9 protein-coding genes are annotated in these 16,576 nt (G+C 61.8%); 4 read left to right on the top strand and 5 right to left on the bottom strand.

The features are described from left to right. Position 1: 1 nt before the first annotated feature. The gene (gene waaF, locus JMV15_RS13170) at positions 2–1,036 is read right to left on the bottom strand and encodes a lipopolysaccharide heptosyltransferase II (RefSeq protein ID WP_201491580.1); all 1,035 of its coding nucleotides are present in this window, start codon (positions 1,034–1,036) and stop codon (positions 2–4) included. A gap of 221 nt (positions 1,037–1,257) precedes the next feature. Continuing rightward, on the bottom strand, positions 1,258–4,197 hold the full coding sequence (gene glnE, locus JMV15_RS13165) for a bifunctional [glutamate--ammonia ligase]-adenylyl-L-tyrosine phosphorylase/[glutamate--ammonia-ligase] adenylyltransferase (RefSeq protein WP_038448603.1): 2,940 nt from the start codon (positions 4,195–4,197) through the stop codon (positions 1,258–1,260). Positions 4,198–4,580: 383 nt separating this feature from the next. Here glnE and aceE point away from each other — a divergent pair, with 383 nt between their 5' ends. The 4 genes from aceE to msrA all read left to right on the top strand — a co-directional run bounded on the left by aceE (position 4,581) and on the right by msrA (position 12,706). After that, complete coding sequence (aceE, locus tag JMV15_RS13160; protein ID WP_014716623.1) at positions 4,581–7,226, top strand: pyruvate dehydrogenase (acetyl-transferring), homodimeric type; 2,646 nt, start codon at positions 4,581–4,583, stop codon at positions 7,224–7,226. 11 nt (positions 7,227–7,237) lie between these two features. Next, a complete protein-coding gene (gene aceF / locus JMV15_RS13155; RefSeq protein WP_038448601.1) occupies positions 7,238–8,884 on the top strand; it encodes a dihydrolipoyllysine-residue acetyltransferase in 1,647 nt (548 codons plus the stop codon). Positions 8,885–9,292: 408 nt separating this feature from the next. Then, positions 9,293–11,986 carry a putative bifunctional diguanylate cyclase/phosphodiesterase gene (locus tag JMV15_RS13150; RefSeq protein WP_032904067.1) on the top strand — a complete coding sequence of 898 codons (2,694 nt, stop codon included), beginning with the start codon at positions 9,293–9,295 and terminating at the stop codon, positions 11,984–11,986. Positions 11,987–12,058: 72 nt separating this feature from the next. After that, on the top strand, positions 12,059–12,706 hold the full coding sequence (gene msrA / locus JMV15_RS13145) for a peptide-methionine (S)-S-oxide reductase MsrA (RefSeq protein WP_014716620.1): 648 nt from the start codon (positions 12,059–12,061) through the stop codon (positions 12,704–12,706). 137 nt (positions 12,707–12,843) lie between these two features. Here the strand turns inward: msrA and JMV15_RS13140 are convergent, their stop codons facing one another. The 3 genes from JMV15_RS13140 to tssI all read right to left on the bottom strand — a co-directional run bounded on the left by JMV15_RS13140 (position 12,844) and on the right by tssI (position 16,524). Further along, entirely contained in the window at positions 12,844–13,680 is an 837-nt protein-coding gene (locus JMV15_RS13140; protein WP_014716619.1) for a 23S rRNA (adenine(2030)-N(6))-methyltransferase RlmJ, read from the bottom strand. Between the two features lie 97 nt (positions 13,681–13,777). Beyond that, on the bottom strand, positions 13,778–14,503 hold the full coding sequence (locus JMV15_RS13135) for a DUF4123 domain-containing protein (RefSeq protein WP_038448598.1): 726 nt from the start codon (positions 14,501–14,503) through the stop codon (positions 13,778–13,780). After that, on the bottom strand, positions 14,503–16,524 hold the full coding sequence (gene tssI, locus JMV15_RS13130) for a type VI secretion system tip protein TssI/VgrG (protein WP_038448596.1): 2,022 nt from the start codon (positions 16,522–16,524) through the stop codon (positions 14,503–14,505). The genes JMV15_RS13135 and tssI overlap by 1 nt, the downstream gene beginning before the upstream one ends. Between the last annotated feature and the right edge of the window lie 52 nt (positions 16,525–16,576).

Below are 16,576 nucleotides of genomic sequence, written 5' to 3'. Positions count from 1 at the left end.
CTCAATGAACCTCGACCACGTCGCCCTGCAAACGCTGCAGGGCATCGGTTACCGGCTGGGGCAGCAACTGGCGCAGGCAGTTGTAGTGGCCGAAGCGGCAAGTACGGTCAAAGCACGGGCTGCAATCCAGGCCCAGGCGCACCACTTCGACCTTGTCGGCTAACGGCGGAGTGAAGCCTGGGGATGTGGAGCCGTACACGGCCACCAGCGGACGGTTCAGCGCCGCCGCCACATGCATCAGGCCGGAGTCGTTGGACACCACCGAATCGGCGCACGACAACAGGTCGATGGCCTCGGCCAGGGACGTGTCGCCACTGAGGTTCACCGCCTCTTCACGCAGGCCGGGGATCAAGCGCTGACGAATGTCTTCACCCACCGAATGATCGTTCTTGGAGCCGAACAACCACACCTGCCAGCCTTCGCGGATCTTGGTTTCGGCGACTTTGGCGTAATGCTCCGACGGCCAACGCTTGGACTCGCCAAATTCGGCGCCCGGGCACAAGGCCAATACGGGCCGATCCAGGGTCAGGCCGAACTTGGCCAGCGCCGCGTCGCGGGTCACCGGGTCGATCTGCAAGCTGGGGCGCGGGTACGGCTTGGGCAGTTCAGTGCCCGGCTCGTAGGCCAAAGCCATAAAGCGTTCGATCATCAACGGGTAACGGGCTTTATCCAGGGTGCGCACGTCGTTGAGCAGCACATAGCGAAACTCGCCGCGCCAGCCGGTGCGCTTGGGGATACCGGCAAAGTACGGCACCAGCGCCGACTTCAGCGAGTTAGGCAGCAGGATCGCCTGGTCGTACTGGCCCGCCATGGACTTGCCGATACGTCGGCGGGTCGCCAACTCAAGGGCGCCGTGGCCGAGCGGGAAGCTCAAGGCCTTACGCACCTCTGGCATGCGCTCGAGGATCGGCCGGCTCCACTCAGGGGCGAGCACGTCGATCTGGCAGTCTGGATAGCGCAGGCGCAGGCACCGAAACAGTGTCTGTGCCATCACCATGTCACCGACCCAACTGGGCCCAACGATCAGAATATTCATGTAGTTTCCACAAACGATGCGGGGAGGCCTATGCCTCCCCGCCTCGATAATAACTGTAGATCGCGGTGCGCCAGGGAGCATCTTTATGTGGGAGCTGGCTTGCCTGCGATCGCATCACCTCGGTATCCCTGATAAACCGAGGCGCCTGCATCGCGGGCAAGCCCGGCTCCCACCTTAATCCGCATCCCATATAAAAATTGGCGTCGCCAATCAGTCGAGTTTCAATTTAAGCCCAGCGCCTGCCAGATTCGCATCACCTGTCGCCGCTCGTCGGCGAACTGGTCCCCGGCTACCGTACCGGCCTCGTTCTGCAAAGCCTGGCGGTGCGCGGCTGAGCGATAAGCCTTGTACACTTCACGCAGCAAATGGGCATCGGCGGCGGGCATCAGCCCGACCTGCTCCAGGCCCTCCAGAATGCGGATATTGTCGGTGTAGCGCAGCAACGATGGATGTTGCGCAGACCACGCCAAAGCCGCGTATTGCACCATAAATTCAATATCGACGATACCTCCGGCGTCCTGCTTGAGGTCGAACAGCGCCGTGGCCTCGAAGGCATTGGCGCCCCTGCCGGCAGTCGTGGCCTTGGTGCCCAGGTTGTCACGCATCTTGGCACGCATCTCGCTGACCTCCTGGCGCAGCTTCTCCAAGTCCCGCTCACGCCCCAACACGTTAGCCCGTACCTGCTCGAACGCCTGGCCCACATCCTGGCTGCCCACCAGTACCCGCGCACGGATCAGGGCCTGATGTTCCCAGGTCCAGGCTTCATTTTGTTGATAGCGATCAAACGCCCCCAGGGAACTCACCAACAAGCCCGATGCGCCGGAAGGTCGCAGGCGCATGTCCACTTCATACAGCTGGCCGGAGTTGGTCTGGGTGGTCAGCAGGTGAATGATGCGCTGGCCCAGGCGTGTAAAGAATTGTGCGCCATCGATCGGCTTGGCACCGTCCGTCTCGGCCTGGGGGTCGCCGTCATGGATAAACACCAGGTCCAGGTCCGAACCATGCCCCAGTTCGATGCCGCCGACTTTCCCATAACCGACAATGATGAACCCAGGATCGCACAGGGTGCCGTCCAGGCGCTGCGGCGAGCCGTGGCGGGCGACGGTCTGGCGCCAGGCCAGGGCCAGCACTTGTTCAAGAATGGCTTCGGCCAGCCAGGTGAGGTAGTCGCTGACCTTCATCAACGGCAGGCTGCCAGCGATTTCGGAAGCGGCCACCCGCAGGCGGTGCGCCAGTTTGAAATGGCGCAAGGCTTCCATCTGCTGCTCAAGGTCATCTTCGGGAATGCGCGTGAGGCGCTCGCGCAACTCAGCGGCCAGTTCCGGCGCCAGCGGCGGCTTGAACAAGCGGCCTTCGTTGAGCAATTCATCGAGCAACAGCGGGAAACGGGTGATCTGTTCGGCGATCCACGGGCTGGCTGCGCACAATGTCAGCAGGCGACGCAGGGCGTCGGGGTTCTCGGTCAGCAACACCAGGTAGGCCGAACGCCGGGCCACGGCTTCCACCAGCGGCAACACGCGCTCCAGCACCAGGTCTGGGTTGGCATGTTCAACGGCCTGGGCCAGCAGGCGTGGGATGAACGCATCCAGGCGCTCACGCCCCAGGCGCTGCATGGCGCGCAACTGCGGGCTGGCGCGCAGGTTGGCCAAGGCCTTGAGGGCCTTGGGGGCATCGGCGAAACCGCCTTCACTCAGTTGGCGGCACGCGGCATCGTCATCCTGGGATTCCTCCCACAGTGGCAACCATTCACCGCCGACCACCAATTCGCTTTCTTCGCCCTCTTCTTCATCAGGGTCGGCAATCACTTGGCGAAAGTGCCAGTCCACACGGCCACGCCAGTACATCAGGCGCTCATGGAACGCGGCCCAGTCACTAAAGCCCAGCATAAAGGCAATGCGTGCCTGGTCTTCGGGGCTGTCCGGCAGCATTTGCGTCTGGCGGTCGGCAATCGCCTGGATCGCATGTTCGGTGTAGCGCAGGAACTCGTAACCGCTGCGCAGCTCGCTGATCACCGCCGCGGGCAAATAACCCTGGCCTTCCAGCGTGCCCAGCACGTTCAACAGCGGGCGTTGCTGCAGGCTGAGGTCGCGGCCGCCATGGATCAGCTGGAATGCCTGGGCGATAAATTCCACCTCACGAATGCCGCCCGCGCCCAGCTTGATATTGTCGGCCATGCCCTTGCGCCGCACTTCCTGCTGGATCAGTTGCTTCATGGTGCGCAGCGCTTCGATGGCCGAGAAGTCCAGATAACGGCGATAGACAAACGGGCGCAGCATGTCGAGCAGTTGCGCGCCAGCCGCCTGGTCGCCGGCCACCACCCGCGCCTTGATCATGGCGTAGCGCTCCCAGTCCCGGCCCTGGTCCTGGTAGTACTGCTCCAGCGCGTTGAAGCTGAGCACCAGGGCGCCGGCCGAACCGTAGGGACGCAGGCGCATGTCGACGCGGAAGACAAAACCGTCGACGGTCATCGGGTCCAGGGCCTTGATCAGTTTTTGACCCAGGCGAATAAAGAACTCCTGATTATCCAGGGCGCGCTTCACGCCCACCGTCTCGCCGCCTTCGGGGTAGGCGAAGATCAGGTCGATATCCGACGACAGGTTCAGCTCCACCGCACCGAGCTTGCCCATGCCGAGGATGACCATGTGCTGCGCCTCGCCACTGCGTGCGCCGGTCGGCGTGCCGAACTGGGCGCAGTGGCGCTGGTACAGCCATTGATAGGCCTGGTCGATGCAGGCGTCGGCCATGTCGGACAGATCGCGACAGGTTTGCACCAGGTCGGCCTGGCGTGTGAGGTCGCGCCAGATGATGCGCACCTGCTGGCGCGTGCGTTGGCGGCGTAGCGCACGGCCCAGTTCATCTTCTGTTTCGGCCTGTTGCACGGCACCGGCTATCTGGCTGCACAGCTCGCCGGGCGCAAAGCCGCGGTCCAGCTCGCCCCAGGCCACCAGCTCCAGCAACATCAAAGGGTCACGAACACTCTGTTCAATGACGAAATCACTGGCGGCGCACACGCGGGCGAAGTCGGCCCACCGTTGCGGCGTCCACGCAGAAAGGCCATGATCGTCATCCAGCGCGGCCACCGCGTCACGAAATGACTGTTCGGCCCGGTTGGCGTAAGGCAACAGAATGGCCGGCAGTTCGGCCAGCGTTGGAAGGCTCATGGTCTATCCTTGATCGGCGTGTAAATGGCGTGTAGTTGTGAAGGCAAGAGCCATGCTCGGTGAAGGACTGTCGAACAAAGGTTAGAAATAGCTGAAATTAAATTAATCTTGGCAGGCAACATCAAAGTTTTACCTTTTCTTGTTCGCAATAGACCAACAATAACGATTATGCTCACCAGCAAGACCGAGCCATACGCTCAGTCTTGTGTAGTTTTACTACTCGTATATACATTCGAAAGGCTGAAATGGCCGACGATTTGTAGTAAAACTACAGGACGCCGAAGCAACCTTCGGCCATCCAAGAATTTATGTCGTCTGCCCACAAGGCCAGTCGCAAACTTCAGGCAACCGATTCTGGTAGCCTTTCCGCCCTGGAGCAAGCCATGCAAGACCTCGATCCCGTCGAAACCCAGGAATGGCTGGACGCCCTGGAATCGGTTCTCGACAAAGAAGGCGAAGACCGTGCTCACTACCTGATGACCCGTATGGGCGAACTCGCGACCCGCAGCGGCTCGCAACTGCCTTACGCCATCACTACGCCATACCGCAACACCATCCCCGTTACCCACGAAGCACGCATGCCTGGCGACCTGTTCATGGAACGCCGCATTCGCTCGCTGGTACGTTGGAACGCCATGGCGATGGTAATGCGCACGAACTTGAAAGATTCGGACCTGGGCGGTCACATCTCCAGCTTCGCTTCCAGCGCAACCCTGTATGACATCGGCTTCAACTACTTCTTCCAGGCCCCGACCGACGAACACGGCGGCGACCTGATCTACTTCCAGGGCCACACCTCGCCAGGCGTCTACGCCCGTGCGTTCATGGAAGGTCGCATCAGCGAAGAACAAATGAACAACTTCCGCCAGGAAGTCGACGGTCAGGGCCTGTCGTCCTACCCGCACCCTTGGCTGATGCCTGATTTCTGGCAATTCCCGACCGTTTCCATGGGTCTGGGCCCGATCCAGGCAATCTACCAGGCACGCTTCATGAAGTACCTGGAAGCCCGTGGCTTCATCCCTGAAGGCAAGCAGAAAGTCTGGTGCTTCCTCGGCGATGGCGAGTGCGACGAGCCGGAATCCCTGGGTGCCATTTCCCTGGCCGGCCGCGAGAAGCTCGACAACCTGATCTTCGTCATCAACTGCAACCTGCAGCGCCTCGACGGCCCGGTTCGCGGCAATGGCAAGATCATCCAGGAACTCGAAGGCGTGTTCCGCGGTGCTCAGTGGAACGTGACCAAAGTCATCTGGGGCCGCTTCTGGGACCCACTGCTGGCCAAGGACGTCGACGGTATCCTGCAGCGTCGCATGGACGAAGTCATCGACGGCGAGTACCAGAACTACAAAGCCAAAGACGGCGCGTTCGTTCGCGAGCATTTCTTCAACACGCCTGAACTCAAGGCGATGGTTGCCGACCTGTCCGACGACGAGATCTGGAAGCTCAACCGTGGCGGCCACGACCCGTACAAGGTCTACGCGGCGTACCACGAAGCGGTCAACCACAAAGAACAACCCACCGTCATCCTGGCCAAGACCATCAAGGGTTATGGCACCGGTGCCGGAGAAGCGAAGAACACCGCGCACAACACCAAGAAAGTCGATGTCGACAGCCTGAAGTTGTTCCGCGACCGCTTCGACATCCCGGTCAAGGACGAAGAGCTGGAGAACCTGCCGTTCTTCAAGCCAGAGCCAAACAGCGCCGAAGCCCGCTACCTGAGCGAGCGCCGCACTGCACTGGGCGGTTTCGTGCCACAGCGCCGCGCCAACAGCTTCAGCGTACCGACGCCAGACCTGAGCACCCTCAAGGCTATCCTTGACGGCTCGGGTGACCGTGAAATCTCCACCACCATGGCCTTCGTGCGTATTCTGGCGCAGTTGGTCAAGGACAAGGACATCGGCCCGCGCATCGTCCCGATCATCCCGGACGAAGCCCGTACCTTCGGTATGGAAGGCATGTTCCGTCAGTTGGGCATCTACTCCTCCGTCGGCCAGCTCTACGAGCCAGTCGATAAAGACCAGGTGATGTTCTACAAGGAAGACAAGAAGGGTCAGATCCTCGAAGAAGGCATCAACGAAGCAGGCGCCATGAGCTCCTTCATCGCTGCCGGTACTTCGTACTCCAGCCACAACCAGCCAATGCTGCCGTTCTACATCTTCTACTCGATGTTCGGCTTCCAGCGTATCGGCGACCTGGCCTGGGCCGCTGGCGACAGCCGCACCCGTGGCTTCCTGATCGGCGGTACCGCCGGCCGCACCACGCTGAACGGCGAAGGCCTGCAACACGAAGACGGTCACAGCCACATCCTGGCTGCCACCATCCCGAACTGCCGCACCTTTGATCCAACCTACGGCTATGAGCTGGCGGTGATCATCCAGGATGGCATGAAGAAGATGACCGAAGAGCAGCAGGACGTTTTCTACTACATCACCGTGATGAACGAGTCCTACCAGCAGCCAGCCATGCCGGCCGGTGTGGAAGAAGGCATCATCAAGGGCATGTACCTGCTCGAAGAAGACACCAAGGAAGCGGCGCACCACGTACAGCTGATGGGCTCCGGCACCATCCTGCGTGAAGTGCGTGAAGCGGCGAAGATCCTGCGCGACGAGTTCAACGTCGGTGCCGACGTATGGAGCGTCACCAGCTTCAACGAACTGCGCCGCGACGGCCTGGCCGTGGAGCGCAGCAACCGTCTGCACCCTGGCCAGAAGCCAGCCAAGAGCTACGTCGAAGAGTGCCTGGCCGGCCGTAAGGGTCCAGTCATTGCCTCTACCGACTACATGAAACTGTTTGCTGAACAAATTCGCCAGTGGGTCCCGTCCAAGGAATTCAAAGTCCTGGGCACCGATGGTTTCGGCCGCAGTGACAGCCGCAAGAAGCTGCGTCACTTCTTCGAAGTCGACCGTCACTTCGTGGTGTTGGCAGCCCTGGAAGCCTTGGCTGACCGTGGTGAGATCGAACCTAAGGTGGTGGCTGACGCTATCGTCAAGTTCGGGATCAACCCGGAAAAACGCAACCCACTGGACTGCTGAGGAGATTTTTTGTGAGCGAACTCATTCGCGTACCTGACATCGGCAGCGGTGAAGGTGAAGTTATCGAGCTGTTTGTGAAGGTCGGCGACACCGTCGAAGCCGACCAGAGCATCCTGACCCTGGAGTCGGACAAAGCGAGCATGGAAATCCCTGCTCCCAAGGCCGGCGTGGTCAAGAGCCTGAAAGTGAAGCTGGGCGACCGCCTGAAAGAAGGCGACGAACTGCTGGAACTGGAAATCGAAGGCGCTGCTGATGCAGCCCCTGCGGCCGCGGCTCCGGCCGCCGCTGCACCTACACCTGCTGCTGAAAAGCCTGCCGCTGCCGAGGCTGCTCCAGCCCCGGCCGCCGCACCTGCCGCCGCGACCGTCCAGGACATTCACGTCCCGGACATCGGCTCGTCGGGCAAGGCCAAGATCATCGAGCTGCTGGTCAAGGTCGGCGACACCGTCGAAGCCGACCAGTCGCTGATCACCCTGGAGTCCGACAAGGCCTCCATGGAGATCCCATCGCCGGCTGCCGGCGTAGTGGAAAGCATCGCGGTCAAGCTGGAAGACGAAGTCGGCACCGGTGACTTCATCCTCAAGCTCAAAGTACAAGGTGCTGCGCCAGCCGCCGCACCAGCACCGGCTGCTGCTCCGGCGGCCAAGGCTGAAGCGGCACCTGCCGCTGCTGCCCCTGCGCCGGCCGCAAAAGCCGAAGCTGCGCCAGCCCCTGCGGCGGCTGCACCTGCGCCAAGCGGTGCCAAGGTTCACGCCGGCCCAGCCGTGCGTCAGTTGGCCCGTGAATTCGGCGTCGAGCTGAGCGCTGTTGCAGCCAGCGGCCCGCACGGCCGTGTGCTGAAGGAAGACGTGCAGGTTTACGTCAAAACCATGATGCAAAAAGCCAAGGAAGCTCCGGCTGCCGGCGGCGCTACCGGTGGTTCGGGCATTCCGCCGATCCGCACCGTGGACTTCAGCCGCTTCGGCGAAACCGAAGAAGTGCCGATGACCCGCCTGATGCAAATCGGCGCGGCAGGCCTGCATGCCAGCTGGTTGAACATCCCGCACGTGACCCAATTCGACCAGGCCGATATCACCGACCTGGAAGCGTTCCGCGTTGCGCAGAAAGCCGTGGCCGAGAAGGCCGGCGTGAAGCTGACCGTACTGCCACTGCTGCTCAAGGCCTGTGCACACCTGCTCAAGGAACTGCCGGACTTCAACAGCTCGCTGGCGCCAAGCGGCAAGGCGATCATTCGCAAGAAGTACGTGCACATCGGCTTTGCGGTCGACACCCCGGATGGCCTGCTGGTACCGGTCATCAAGAACGTCGACCAGAAGAGCCTGCTGCAGCTCGCTGGCGAAGCGGCTGCGCTGGCTGCCAAGGCCCGCGACAAGAAGCTCACCCCGGACGACATGCAGGGCGCCTGCTTCACCATCTCCAGCCTCGGCCACATTGGCGGTACTGGCTTCACGCCAATCGTCAACGCGCCGGAAGTGGCGATCCTGGGTGTGTCCAAGGCCACCATCCAGCCTGTGTGGGACGGTAAAGCGTTCCAACCCAAGCTGATGCTGCCACTGTCGCTGTCCTACGATCACCGCGTGATCAACGGCGCCGCGGCTGCGCGCTTCACCCAGCGCCTGAGCCAGTTGCTGAACGACATCCGCACCATCCTGCTGTAAGTCGCAGGGCCTTCCTGTTACCGGGAAGGTCCTTGCCACACCGATTTCCGAGCGCCACGCTCGTACCTCAACCCCGCCACTTGGCGGGGCTTTTTTTGCCTGTGTTTTTGTAGACGCGAGCTTGCTCGCGAAGATCGTCAACGATGACGCGGGTCTTCTGGATAAACGCGGTGCCCTGGCGTTTTTCGCGAGCAAGAACTAGGCGTCCCCCTCGCTCCTACAGAGAACAGGCGTGAACCATCGATCACCCCAATTACAGAAATCCCTCGCGCGGCCGATAACAGGCTTATAGCACTTAGCCTTCATCCTCTCTTGTCACTGCGTCCTGCATGATGCAACCTTGCCGCAGTCGACAGTCAAGAGGGCGTGAGCCCAGCGCAGTGCGCATTTTCCCAAGCGAGTTTCCCCATGAAAAGCCAACCCGATGTCGCCCGTATGGCGGCCGAGGTAGTGACGCAATTACCGGTGCCTTCGCGCCTCGGTATGCTGCGTTTCGAGCGGCTTAATGAGGCAAGCTGGGCCCTGCTCTACCTCGATCCCAATTGCGAACGCCAGTTCGGCCTGCCGGCGGTTGAACTCTGCGCCTTGATCGGCACGCCCTACGCCAGCCTGATGGAACCCCAGGCGCGCTACCAGTTGCACGATGCGATCCAGCAACAACTGGCCCGCAGCCCCCATTATCTGGTGCGCTATACCCTGCACACCCATGACGGCCCGCTGAGCGTGCTGGAAATGGGCGAGGCCTACAAACAACACAACCGCCACCTGGTGCGCGGCTACCTGATGGTGGTCGAGGGGCTGTTCAGCGAGAACAGCGCACCCGCCCCGACGGTCGACCTGGAAAACCAGAACAGCCGCCTGCAAATTGCCCTGGAGCTCAATCAGCGAGCACAGCAGGAACAGTTGCAGCATCTGGAGCGAGTGCGCGCCCAGCAAGAACTGATCCTGCTGCTGGCGCGCCAACGCTACACCACGCCAAACTCCCTGCAAGAAGCCGCTGAACTGATCACGCGCAGCGCCTGCGACATTTACCAGATCGACTGCGCCAGCATCTGGAACCTCGAAGGCCATCACTTGGTACCGATCTCCGCCTATCACCGCGCCGATCAACAACACCACCTGCCTGAAGCCATCGATGCCAGCGGCTTCCCGGATTACCTGGAAGCCCTGCACTCCAGCCGCGCCATCGACGCCACCCACGCCATGCGCGACCCACGCACCCGGGAAATGGCTGAAAGCCTGCGCGCCAAGGACATCCACGCGATGCTCGACGCCAGCATCCGTGTCGACGGCCAGGTGGTCGGCGTGCTGTGCCTGGAACAAGGTGGCAGCCCGCGCGCCTGGCAGTCCGATGAAATCGCGTTCGCCGGCGAGTTGGCAGACCAGTTCGCCCAGGTCATCAACAACCACAACCGCCGCACTGCCACCAGCGCCTTGCACCTGTTCCAGCGCGCGGTAGAGCAAAGCGCCAACGCGTTCTTGCTGGTCAATTGCGACGGCGTGGTGGAGTACGTCAACCCCAGCTTCACCGCGATCACCCAGTACAGCGCCGAAGAAGTCCACGGCCATCGCCTGGCCCAACTGCCAGCCCTGGAGAACCTCAGCGAATTGCTGTTCGACGCGCCCTCGGCCCTGGCCAAAAGCAACAGCTGGCAAGGCGAGTTCAAGAGCCGCCGCAAGAACCTGGAACCCTACTGGGGCCAGCTGTCGATTTCCAAAGTGTATGGCGACAACCGCGAGTTGACCCACTACATCGGCATCTACGAAGACATCACCCAGACCAAGCTGGCGCAGCAGCGCATCGAACGCCTGGCCTACACCGACAACCTGACCAACCTGGGCAATCGCCCCGCGTTCATTCGCAACCTCGACGAGCGCTTTGCCCGCGACAGCGACAGCCCGATCAGCCTGCTGTTGGTGGACATCGACAACTTCAAGCGCATCAACGACAGCCTCGGCCACCAGACCGGCGACAAGTTGCTGATCAGCCTGGCGCGCCGCCTGCGCAACAGCTTGAGCAGCGGCGGCAGCCTGGCGCGTTTTGCCAGCAACGAATTCGCGGTGCTGTTGGACGACGCCGACCTTGAGACCGGCCAGCAGGTGGCCAGCCAGTTGCTGACCACCCTCGACAAGCCGATGTTCGTCGACAACCAATTGATCAGCGTCACCGGCTCCGTGGGCCTGGCCTGTGCGCCGCTGCATGGTCGCGACCCACAGACCTTGATGCGCAACGCCGGCCTGGCCCTGCACAAGGCCAAGGCCAACGGTAAACACCAGGTGCAGGTGTTCACCGAAGCCCTGAATGCCGAGGCCAGCTACAAGCTGTTCGTGGAAAACAATCTGCGCCGTGCCCTGACCCAGAACGAGCTGGACGTGTTCTACCAGCCCAAGCTATGCCTGCGCAGCGGTCGCCTGCTGGGCATGGAAGCACTGTTGCGCTGGAACCACCCGGAAAAAGGCATGATCCGCCCCGACCAGTTCATCAGCGTGGCTGAAGAAACCGGGCTGATCATCCCCATCGGTAAATGGATCGCGCGCCAGGCCTGCCGCATGAGCCGCCAATTGACGGCCGCAGGCCTGGGCAACTTGCAGGTGGCCATCAACCTGTCGCCCAAGCAATTCTCCGACCCGGACCTGGTGGCCTCGATTGCCACCATCCTCAAGGAGGAACAGCTGCCGGCCAACCTGCTGGAACTGGAACTGACCGAAGGCTTGCTGCTGGAAGCCACCGAAGATACGCGCCTGCAACTGGACCAGCTCAAGAGCTTTGGCCTGACCCTCGCGATGGACGACTTCGGTACCGGTTACTCGTCGCTGAGCTACTTGAAAAAATTCCCCATCGACATCATTAAGATTGATCGCAGCTTTATCCATGAAATCCCGGACAACCAGGACGACATGGAAATCACCTCGGCGGTGATCGCCATGGCCCACAACCTCAAACTCAAGGTCGTGGCCGAAGGCATCGAAACCGCTGAGCAGTTGGCGTTCCTGCGCCGGCACCGTTGCGACGTGGGCCAGGGCTACCTGTTCGACCGCCCGATCCCGGGTGCCGAGCTGATGCAGAGGCTTAAACGCTACCCGCGCGGGCCAATCGCCTGACAGCGCTGTAACACTCGGGCACACTGGCTGTCTGACAATTTACTGTTACTCAACCTGACGAGAGGACTGATCATGGTCTTGCGCTCGGAAATTCTGGTGAACAAAAACGTGCTGCCTACTCAAGAACAAGCGTTGCCTGGTCGTGAAACCCCGATGAAGTTACCGGAAACGCACTTCGTCAACGGCAACCCACTGCTGGGCCCGTTCCTGGATGACGTCGGCTTTGCGATCTTCGGCCTGGGCTGCTTCTGGGGCGCAGAACGCAAGTTCTGGCAGCGCGACGGCGTGGTCAGCACCGTGGTCGGCTACGCCGGCGGCTTCACGCCTAACCCGACTTACGAAGAAGTCTGCTCGGGCCTGACCGGCCATAGCGAAGTGGTGCTGGTGGTGTATGACCAGGCCAAGGTGAAATACGAAGACCTGTTGAAGATGTTCTGGGAACTGCACAACCCGACCCAGGGCATGCGCCAGGGCAACGACATCGGCAGCCAGTACCGCTCGGTGATCTACGCCACCACGCCGGAGCAATTGGCGGCGGCCAAAGCCAGTGCCGAGGCTTATCAGCAAGAGCTGAGCAAGGCCGGCCTGGGTGAGATCACCACGGAAATCGAAGAGGCCCCGACGGTGTACTTCGCCGAGGCGTATCACCAGCAGTACCTGGCGAAGAATCCCCAGGGTTACTGTGGGATCGGCGGCACTGGCGTGACCTGCCCGATCTAGGAAGCTACACAAACCAAAATGTGGGAGCGGGCTTGCTCGCGAAAGCGGTATATCAGTCAGCAAATTCAGTGACTGACACTCCGCTTTCGCGAGCAAGCCCGCTCCCACATTGGGTCCTGCGTTTGGATTGAGATCGGTTATTCGGCGATCAGCCAATCCATCTGCCAGCCACCCTGGGTCTGGCCCAGTTGCTTGGACAACCATGGCAGCAACTCACGCAATTCCTCTTCCAGGCCCCACGGCGGGTTGGCAATCGCCAGGCCCGAGCCGGTGAGGGTGTTGGGCGTGTCCAGCGGATGCACCAGCAACTCCACACGCAGCAGCTTCGGCGCACCGGTACCGGCCAGGTCCTGGTAGAAACGGCGCAACATGCGCTGGTCTTTCACCGGGTACCAGATCGCCGCGACCGTCTGGCGCATACGGCTGACGGCTTCCTTGAGGGACGCCGCGCAACGCTGCATTTCGTCGAGTTTTTCAAACGGCGGGTCGATCAGCATCAGCCCGCGCTTTTCCGGCACCGGCAGCAAGGCCCGTGGCACATGCCAGCCCTCGCCCAGATGCACTTTGACGCGGCGATCCCCCTTCATGTTGTCCTTGAGCAGCACGCCGTCTTCCGGGTGCTTCTCATTGAGCAGCACACGGTCCTGGGGCCGTGTGAGGCGGCGCGCCAGTTCCGGCGAGCCCGGGTAGTAGCGCAACTGGCCATCCGGGTTCATCTCGTGCAGCACGCGCATGTAGTCGGCGGTGAGCGGAGGCAGGTCGCTTGCGCCCCACAGGCGGGCGATGCCTTCCAGGTACTCACCGGTGCGGTTGGCCTGGTCGCCCTGCAAGTCGTACAAGCCAATGCCTGCGTGAGTGTCGAGGTAGGCGAACGGCTGTTCCTTGCGCGACATCAGGGCAATGAGGCGGGTCAAGGTCAGGTGTTTGAAGACATCGGCGTGGTTGCCGGCGTGAAAGGCGTGACGATAATTCATGGTTGCTCCTGCGCAGGGGGCGAAGTTTACCTCCTACCGACGCAAAGGTGCAGGGCCGCACGGCAGGCGGCACGGATGTCACGCTATTGCCAGGGGCTCAACTGAGTTGCGAGGCAAGGTAATCAGCCAATGCGCCATGGCTGACTTGCGGCCTGCGTACGAAGTAGGCGACCTTGTGCTGCAAGGTCGCTGGCGTAAACGCGGTGTAGAGGTCAGGGCGCTGTTCCTGGAGCCATTGCAACAGGTTGTCGACCAGCACCTGCGGTGACTGCTGGGCCATATGCATCAGCAACGATGCCGGTACCTGCCACCACGGACTGGTTGGGGCCGCAGTGACTGATTTGGGCGCCACCGACAGCGGTTGGCCGTTGACCAGGTAGCGCTGGAACACCGGCAACACGCGCGCCGCCTCGTCGCCTAATGACTGCAACATCGGCAAAAGGTGCGCGCCGTCCCAGAAGCGCAAAAACACCGGCTGGCTTTCCGGCAGGTACACCTGGGTCAACCCCTTCAAATGCGCGATCACCACCTCCAGCGGGCTGGATGAGACCGCCAGCCAGCCCCAATCCGCCGCTTGGGTGGTGGCTATCCACTCGAGAAAAGCACTGCTCGGCTCAACGACGCCAACGTAGGGCATGACCTCCTCCCAGTCAGCGTAGGCCGTGCCCACCCAGATCGGTCGCGGCATCTTCCCCGCAGCCGTGCCTTGCCAGGTGGCGAGCGGCTTGGCGTCGCTGGCATTGCCCAGCACGGCGTACAGCTGTTCATCTGGCTGCAACGGGTAGTGCGCCAGCCAGGCATTGGGCGTCAAGGGCGCGGGCATCAGGACGCACTCCGTGCATGGGCGCCGATGTCACACTGGCCGTTCTTGCAGCGCTCGCATTCTTCGCAGAACGGCGCGCTGCGTTTGAGGCTGAACACTTGTGCACGGCTTAACGGCGCGGGAACCACGGTCAATAAAGTCTCGTTCAATCCAGGCATCAACGGTGCAGGTGTCGGAGCAGGCGCGCTGCCGAGCTGGATCGGCACACTGCTGAATATCCCGCCCGCTGACAACGTGATCGACTGCCCACCCGCCTGGATCGTCACGCTGGCACCCGCATCAATAATGATGTTTTGTCCGGCCCCCAACGCAATGGTCTGCCCGGCACGCATGTGCTGCGAACCGCCAACCACCAGATGGTCATCCTGCTCGAGCTGCGTCAAACGGTTGCCGTGGGTGATGCGCTGCTCTTCGCCCCGCAGCTCATGGCGCGACTCGCCGCCCACCTGCACGCGACGCTGGTTATCGACCTGTACCTGCTGGTCGTGCAACACATGCTGGGTCCAGTCCCGCTGGGCGCGCAGGTAGATTTCCTCAGCGCCCTTGCGGTCCTCGATACGCAGTTCGTTGTAGCCACCACCGCCAGGGCTGCTCTGGCTACGCCAGAGACTGCGGGTCTTGTCTGCGGGCAGGTCGAGGGGCACTGGCGTGGCGGCGTTGGGCAGGCACCCCACCACCAGCGGCATGTCCATGTCGCCATTGACGAACCCCACCAGCACCTCCATACCGACCCGGGGGATCAGCACCACGCCATAACGGTCATGGGCCCAGCCGCTGGCTACCCGCAGCCAGCAACTGGAATGGTCGTTGTGCTCACCGACACGATCCCAGGCCAGTTGTACCTTGACCCGGCCGTACTCGTCACAGTGGACCTCACTGTCAACCGGGCCGGTAACCACCGCGCTTTGATACCCCGATACCGTCGGGCGCGGCGGCTCCGGCAAAGGCGGACGAAACACCGCATCCCATGGCGCGGCGACAAATGTGTTGCGATACCCCTGGCGCAGCTCCCCACCCTCTTCCTCGGTAACCGCCTCCTCCAGCACCTGGGGTTGTTTGCCTTCATGGCGCACCTGCGTCACCAGCCACAAATCATTCCAGTCCTCGCGGGGGTGCTCGCGCAACTGCAAAAACCGGCCACTGGCCAATGCCGGCTCATCGCCCTGGCCATGGGCACTGCGGTAGTCGCTGCGGTGCCGTTCCAAGCCACGCTGGGCGAGGTATCGGCCATGGGCTCGGTCGGAAAAATTGCCGGGGTAGTGCTGCGCTTCAAGCTTGGGCAAAGACTCATCGACGGCTGCGCTTTCCAGCTCGACATGGGGTTTGCGAAAGTCGTAATCGCGCAGGTTCAACGCCGTGGTCCGGGTCGCCAATTGCAAGGTGAAGCGCTTGATCCCAGGGGTATCGGCCACCATTCCCGAACCTGGCCGGTAAGGCGTGGGCTGATCCATCTGGGCAAACACCGTCTGGTCATCGCCAAACACCAGCAGATGCCCTTCGGGGGAATGCTGGAAGTGATAGTGAATCCCCAGCTCGGCACACAGGCGCTGAATGAACGCCAGGTCGCTCTCGCCGAACTGCACGCAATATTCACGCTCCGGGTAATCACCGCTCAACCGGAACTCAAAGCGATCACTGTGAATCCCCTGCCCGGCCAGCACCTGAGTAACAATCTGCGGCACCGTCTTATGCTGAAAAATACGCTGATGGCTACTGTGCGCCAGGTACGCCAGATGCGGCGCAAGACTGAGTTGGTAACGCGTCAAGCGCCGGCCCGAGTCGCCCTGGGCTACCCGATACACCAGGCCATGAACGCCATGCCCCTGATCATCGAAGCCCAAGTACACCTGGCGATGCAGCAAACCCTCCAGATCGATATCCGGTTGCTCGCAGACCAGCTCAAGTTCAAACCGGTAAGGCTGGCTGATGGCCTCGGTGCCGTTGAACGCGAACACCTTGAAGTCACTGGGCGACCCATCCAGGGCCAGGGTAAATGCGGGTTGGTTGGCAGGAGCGAACATCCGGTGTTTCTCTGCGAAGGGTGGGCGGCCGATTCTGCACCAGCCGCTCGCC

This window comes from Pseudomonas paracarnis (genome assembly GCF_904063055.1).
In the GTDB taxonomy this organism is placed as follows: domain Bacteria; phylum Pseudomonadota; class Gammaproteobacteria; order Pseudomonadales; family Pseudomonadaceae; genus Aquipseudomonas; species Aquipseudomonas paracarnis.
The sequence above is the reverse complement of the archived record's forward strand: the minus strand, read 5'-3'. Positions and strand labels throughout refer to the sequence as shown.

Coding starts and splice junctions, on each gene's coding strand:
- waaF (WP_201491580.1), bottom strand. CDS start 1,036: ATGAATATTCTGATCGTTGGGCCCAGTTGGGTCGGTGACATGGTGATG.
- glnE (WP_038448603.1), bottom strand. CDS start 4,197: ATGAGCCTTCCAACGCTGGCCGAACTGCCGGCCATTCTGTTGCCTTAC.
- aceE (WP_014716623.1), top strand. CDS start 4,581: ATGCAAGACCTCGATCCCGTCGAAACCCAGGAATGGCTGGACGCCCTG.
- JMV15_RS13150 (WP_032904067.1), top strand. CDS start 9,293: ATGAAAAGCCAACCCGATGTCGCCCGTATGGCGGCCGAGGTAGTGACG.
- msrA (WP_014716620.1), top strand. CDS start 12,059: ATGGTCTTGCGCTCGGAAATTCTGGTGAACAAAAACGTGCTGCCTACT.
- JMV15_RS13140 (WP_014716619.1), bottom strand. CDS start 13,680: ATGAATTATCGTCACGCCTTTCACGCCGGCAACCACGCCGATGTCTTC.
- JMV15_RS13135 (WP_038448598.1), bottom strand. CDS start 14,503: ATGCCCGCGCCCTTGACGCCCAATGCCTGGCTGGCGCACTACCCGTTG.
- tssI (WP_038448596.1), bottom strand. CDS start 16,524: ATGTTCGCTCCTGCCAACCAACCCGCATTTACCCTGGCCCTGGATGGG.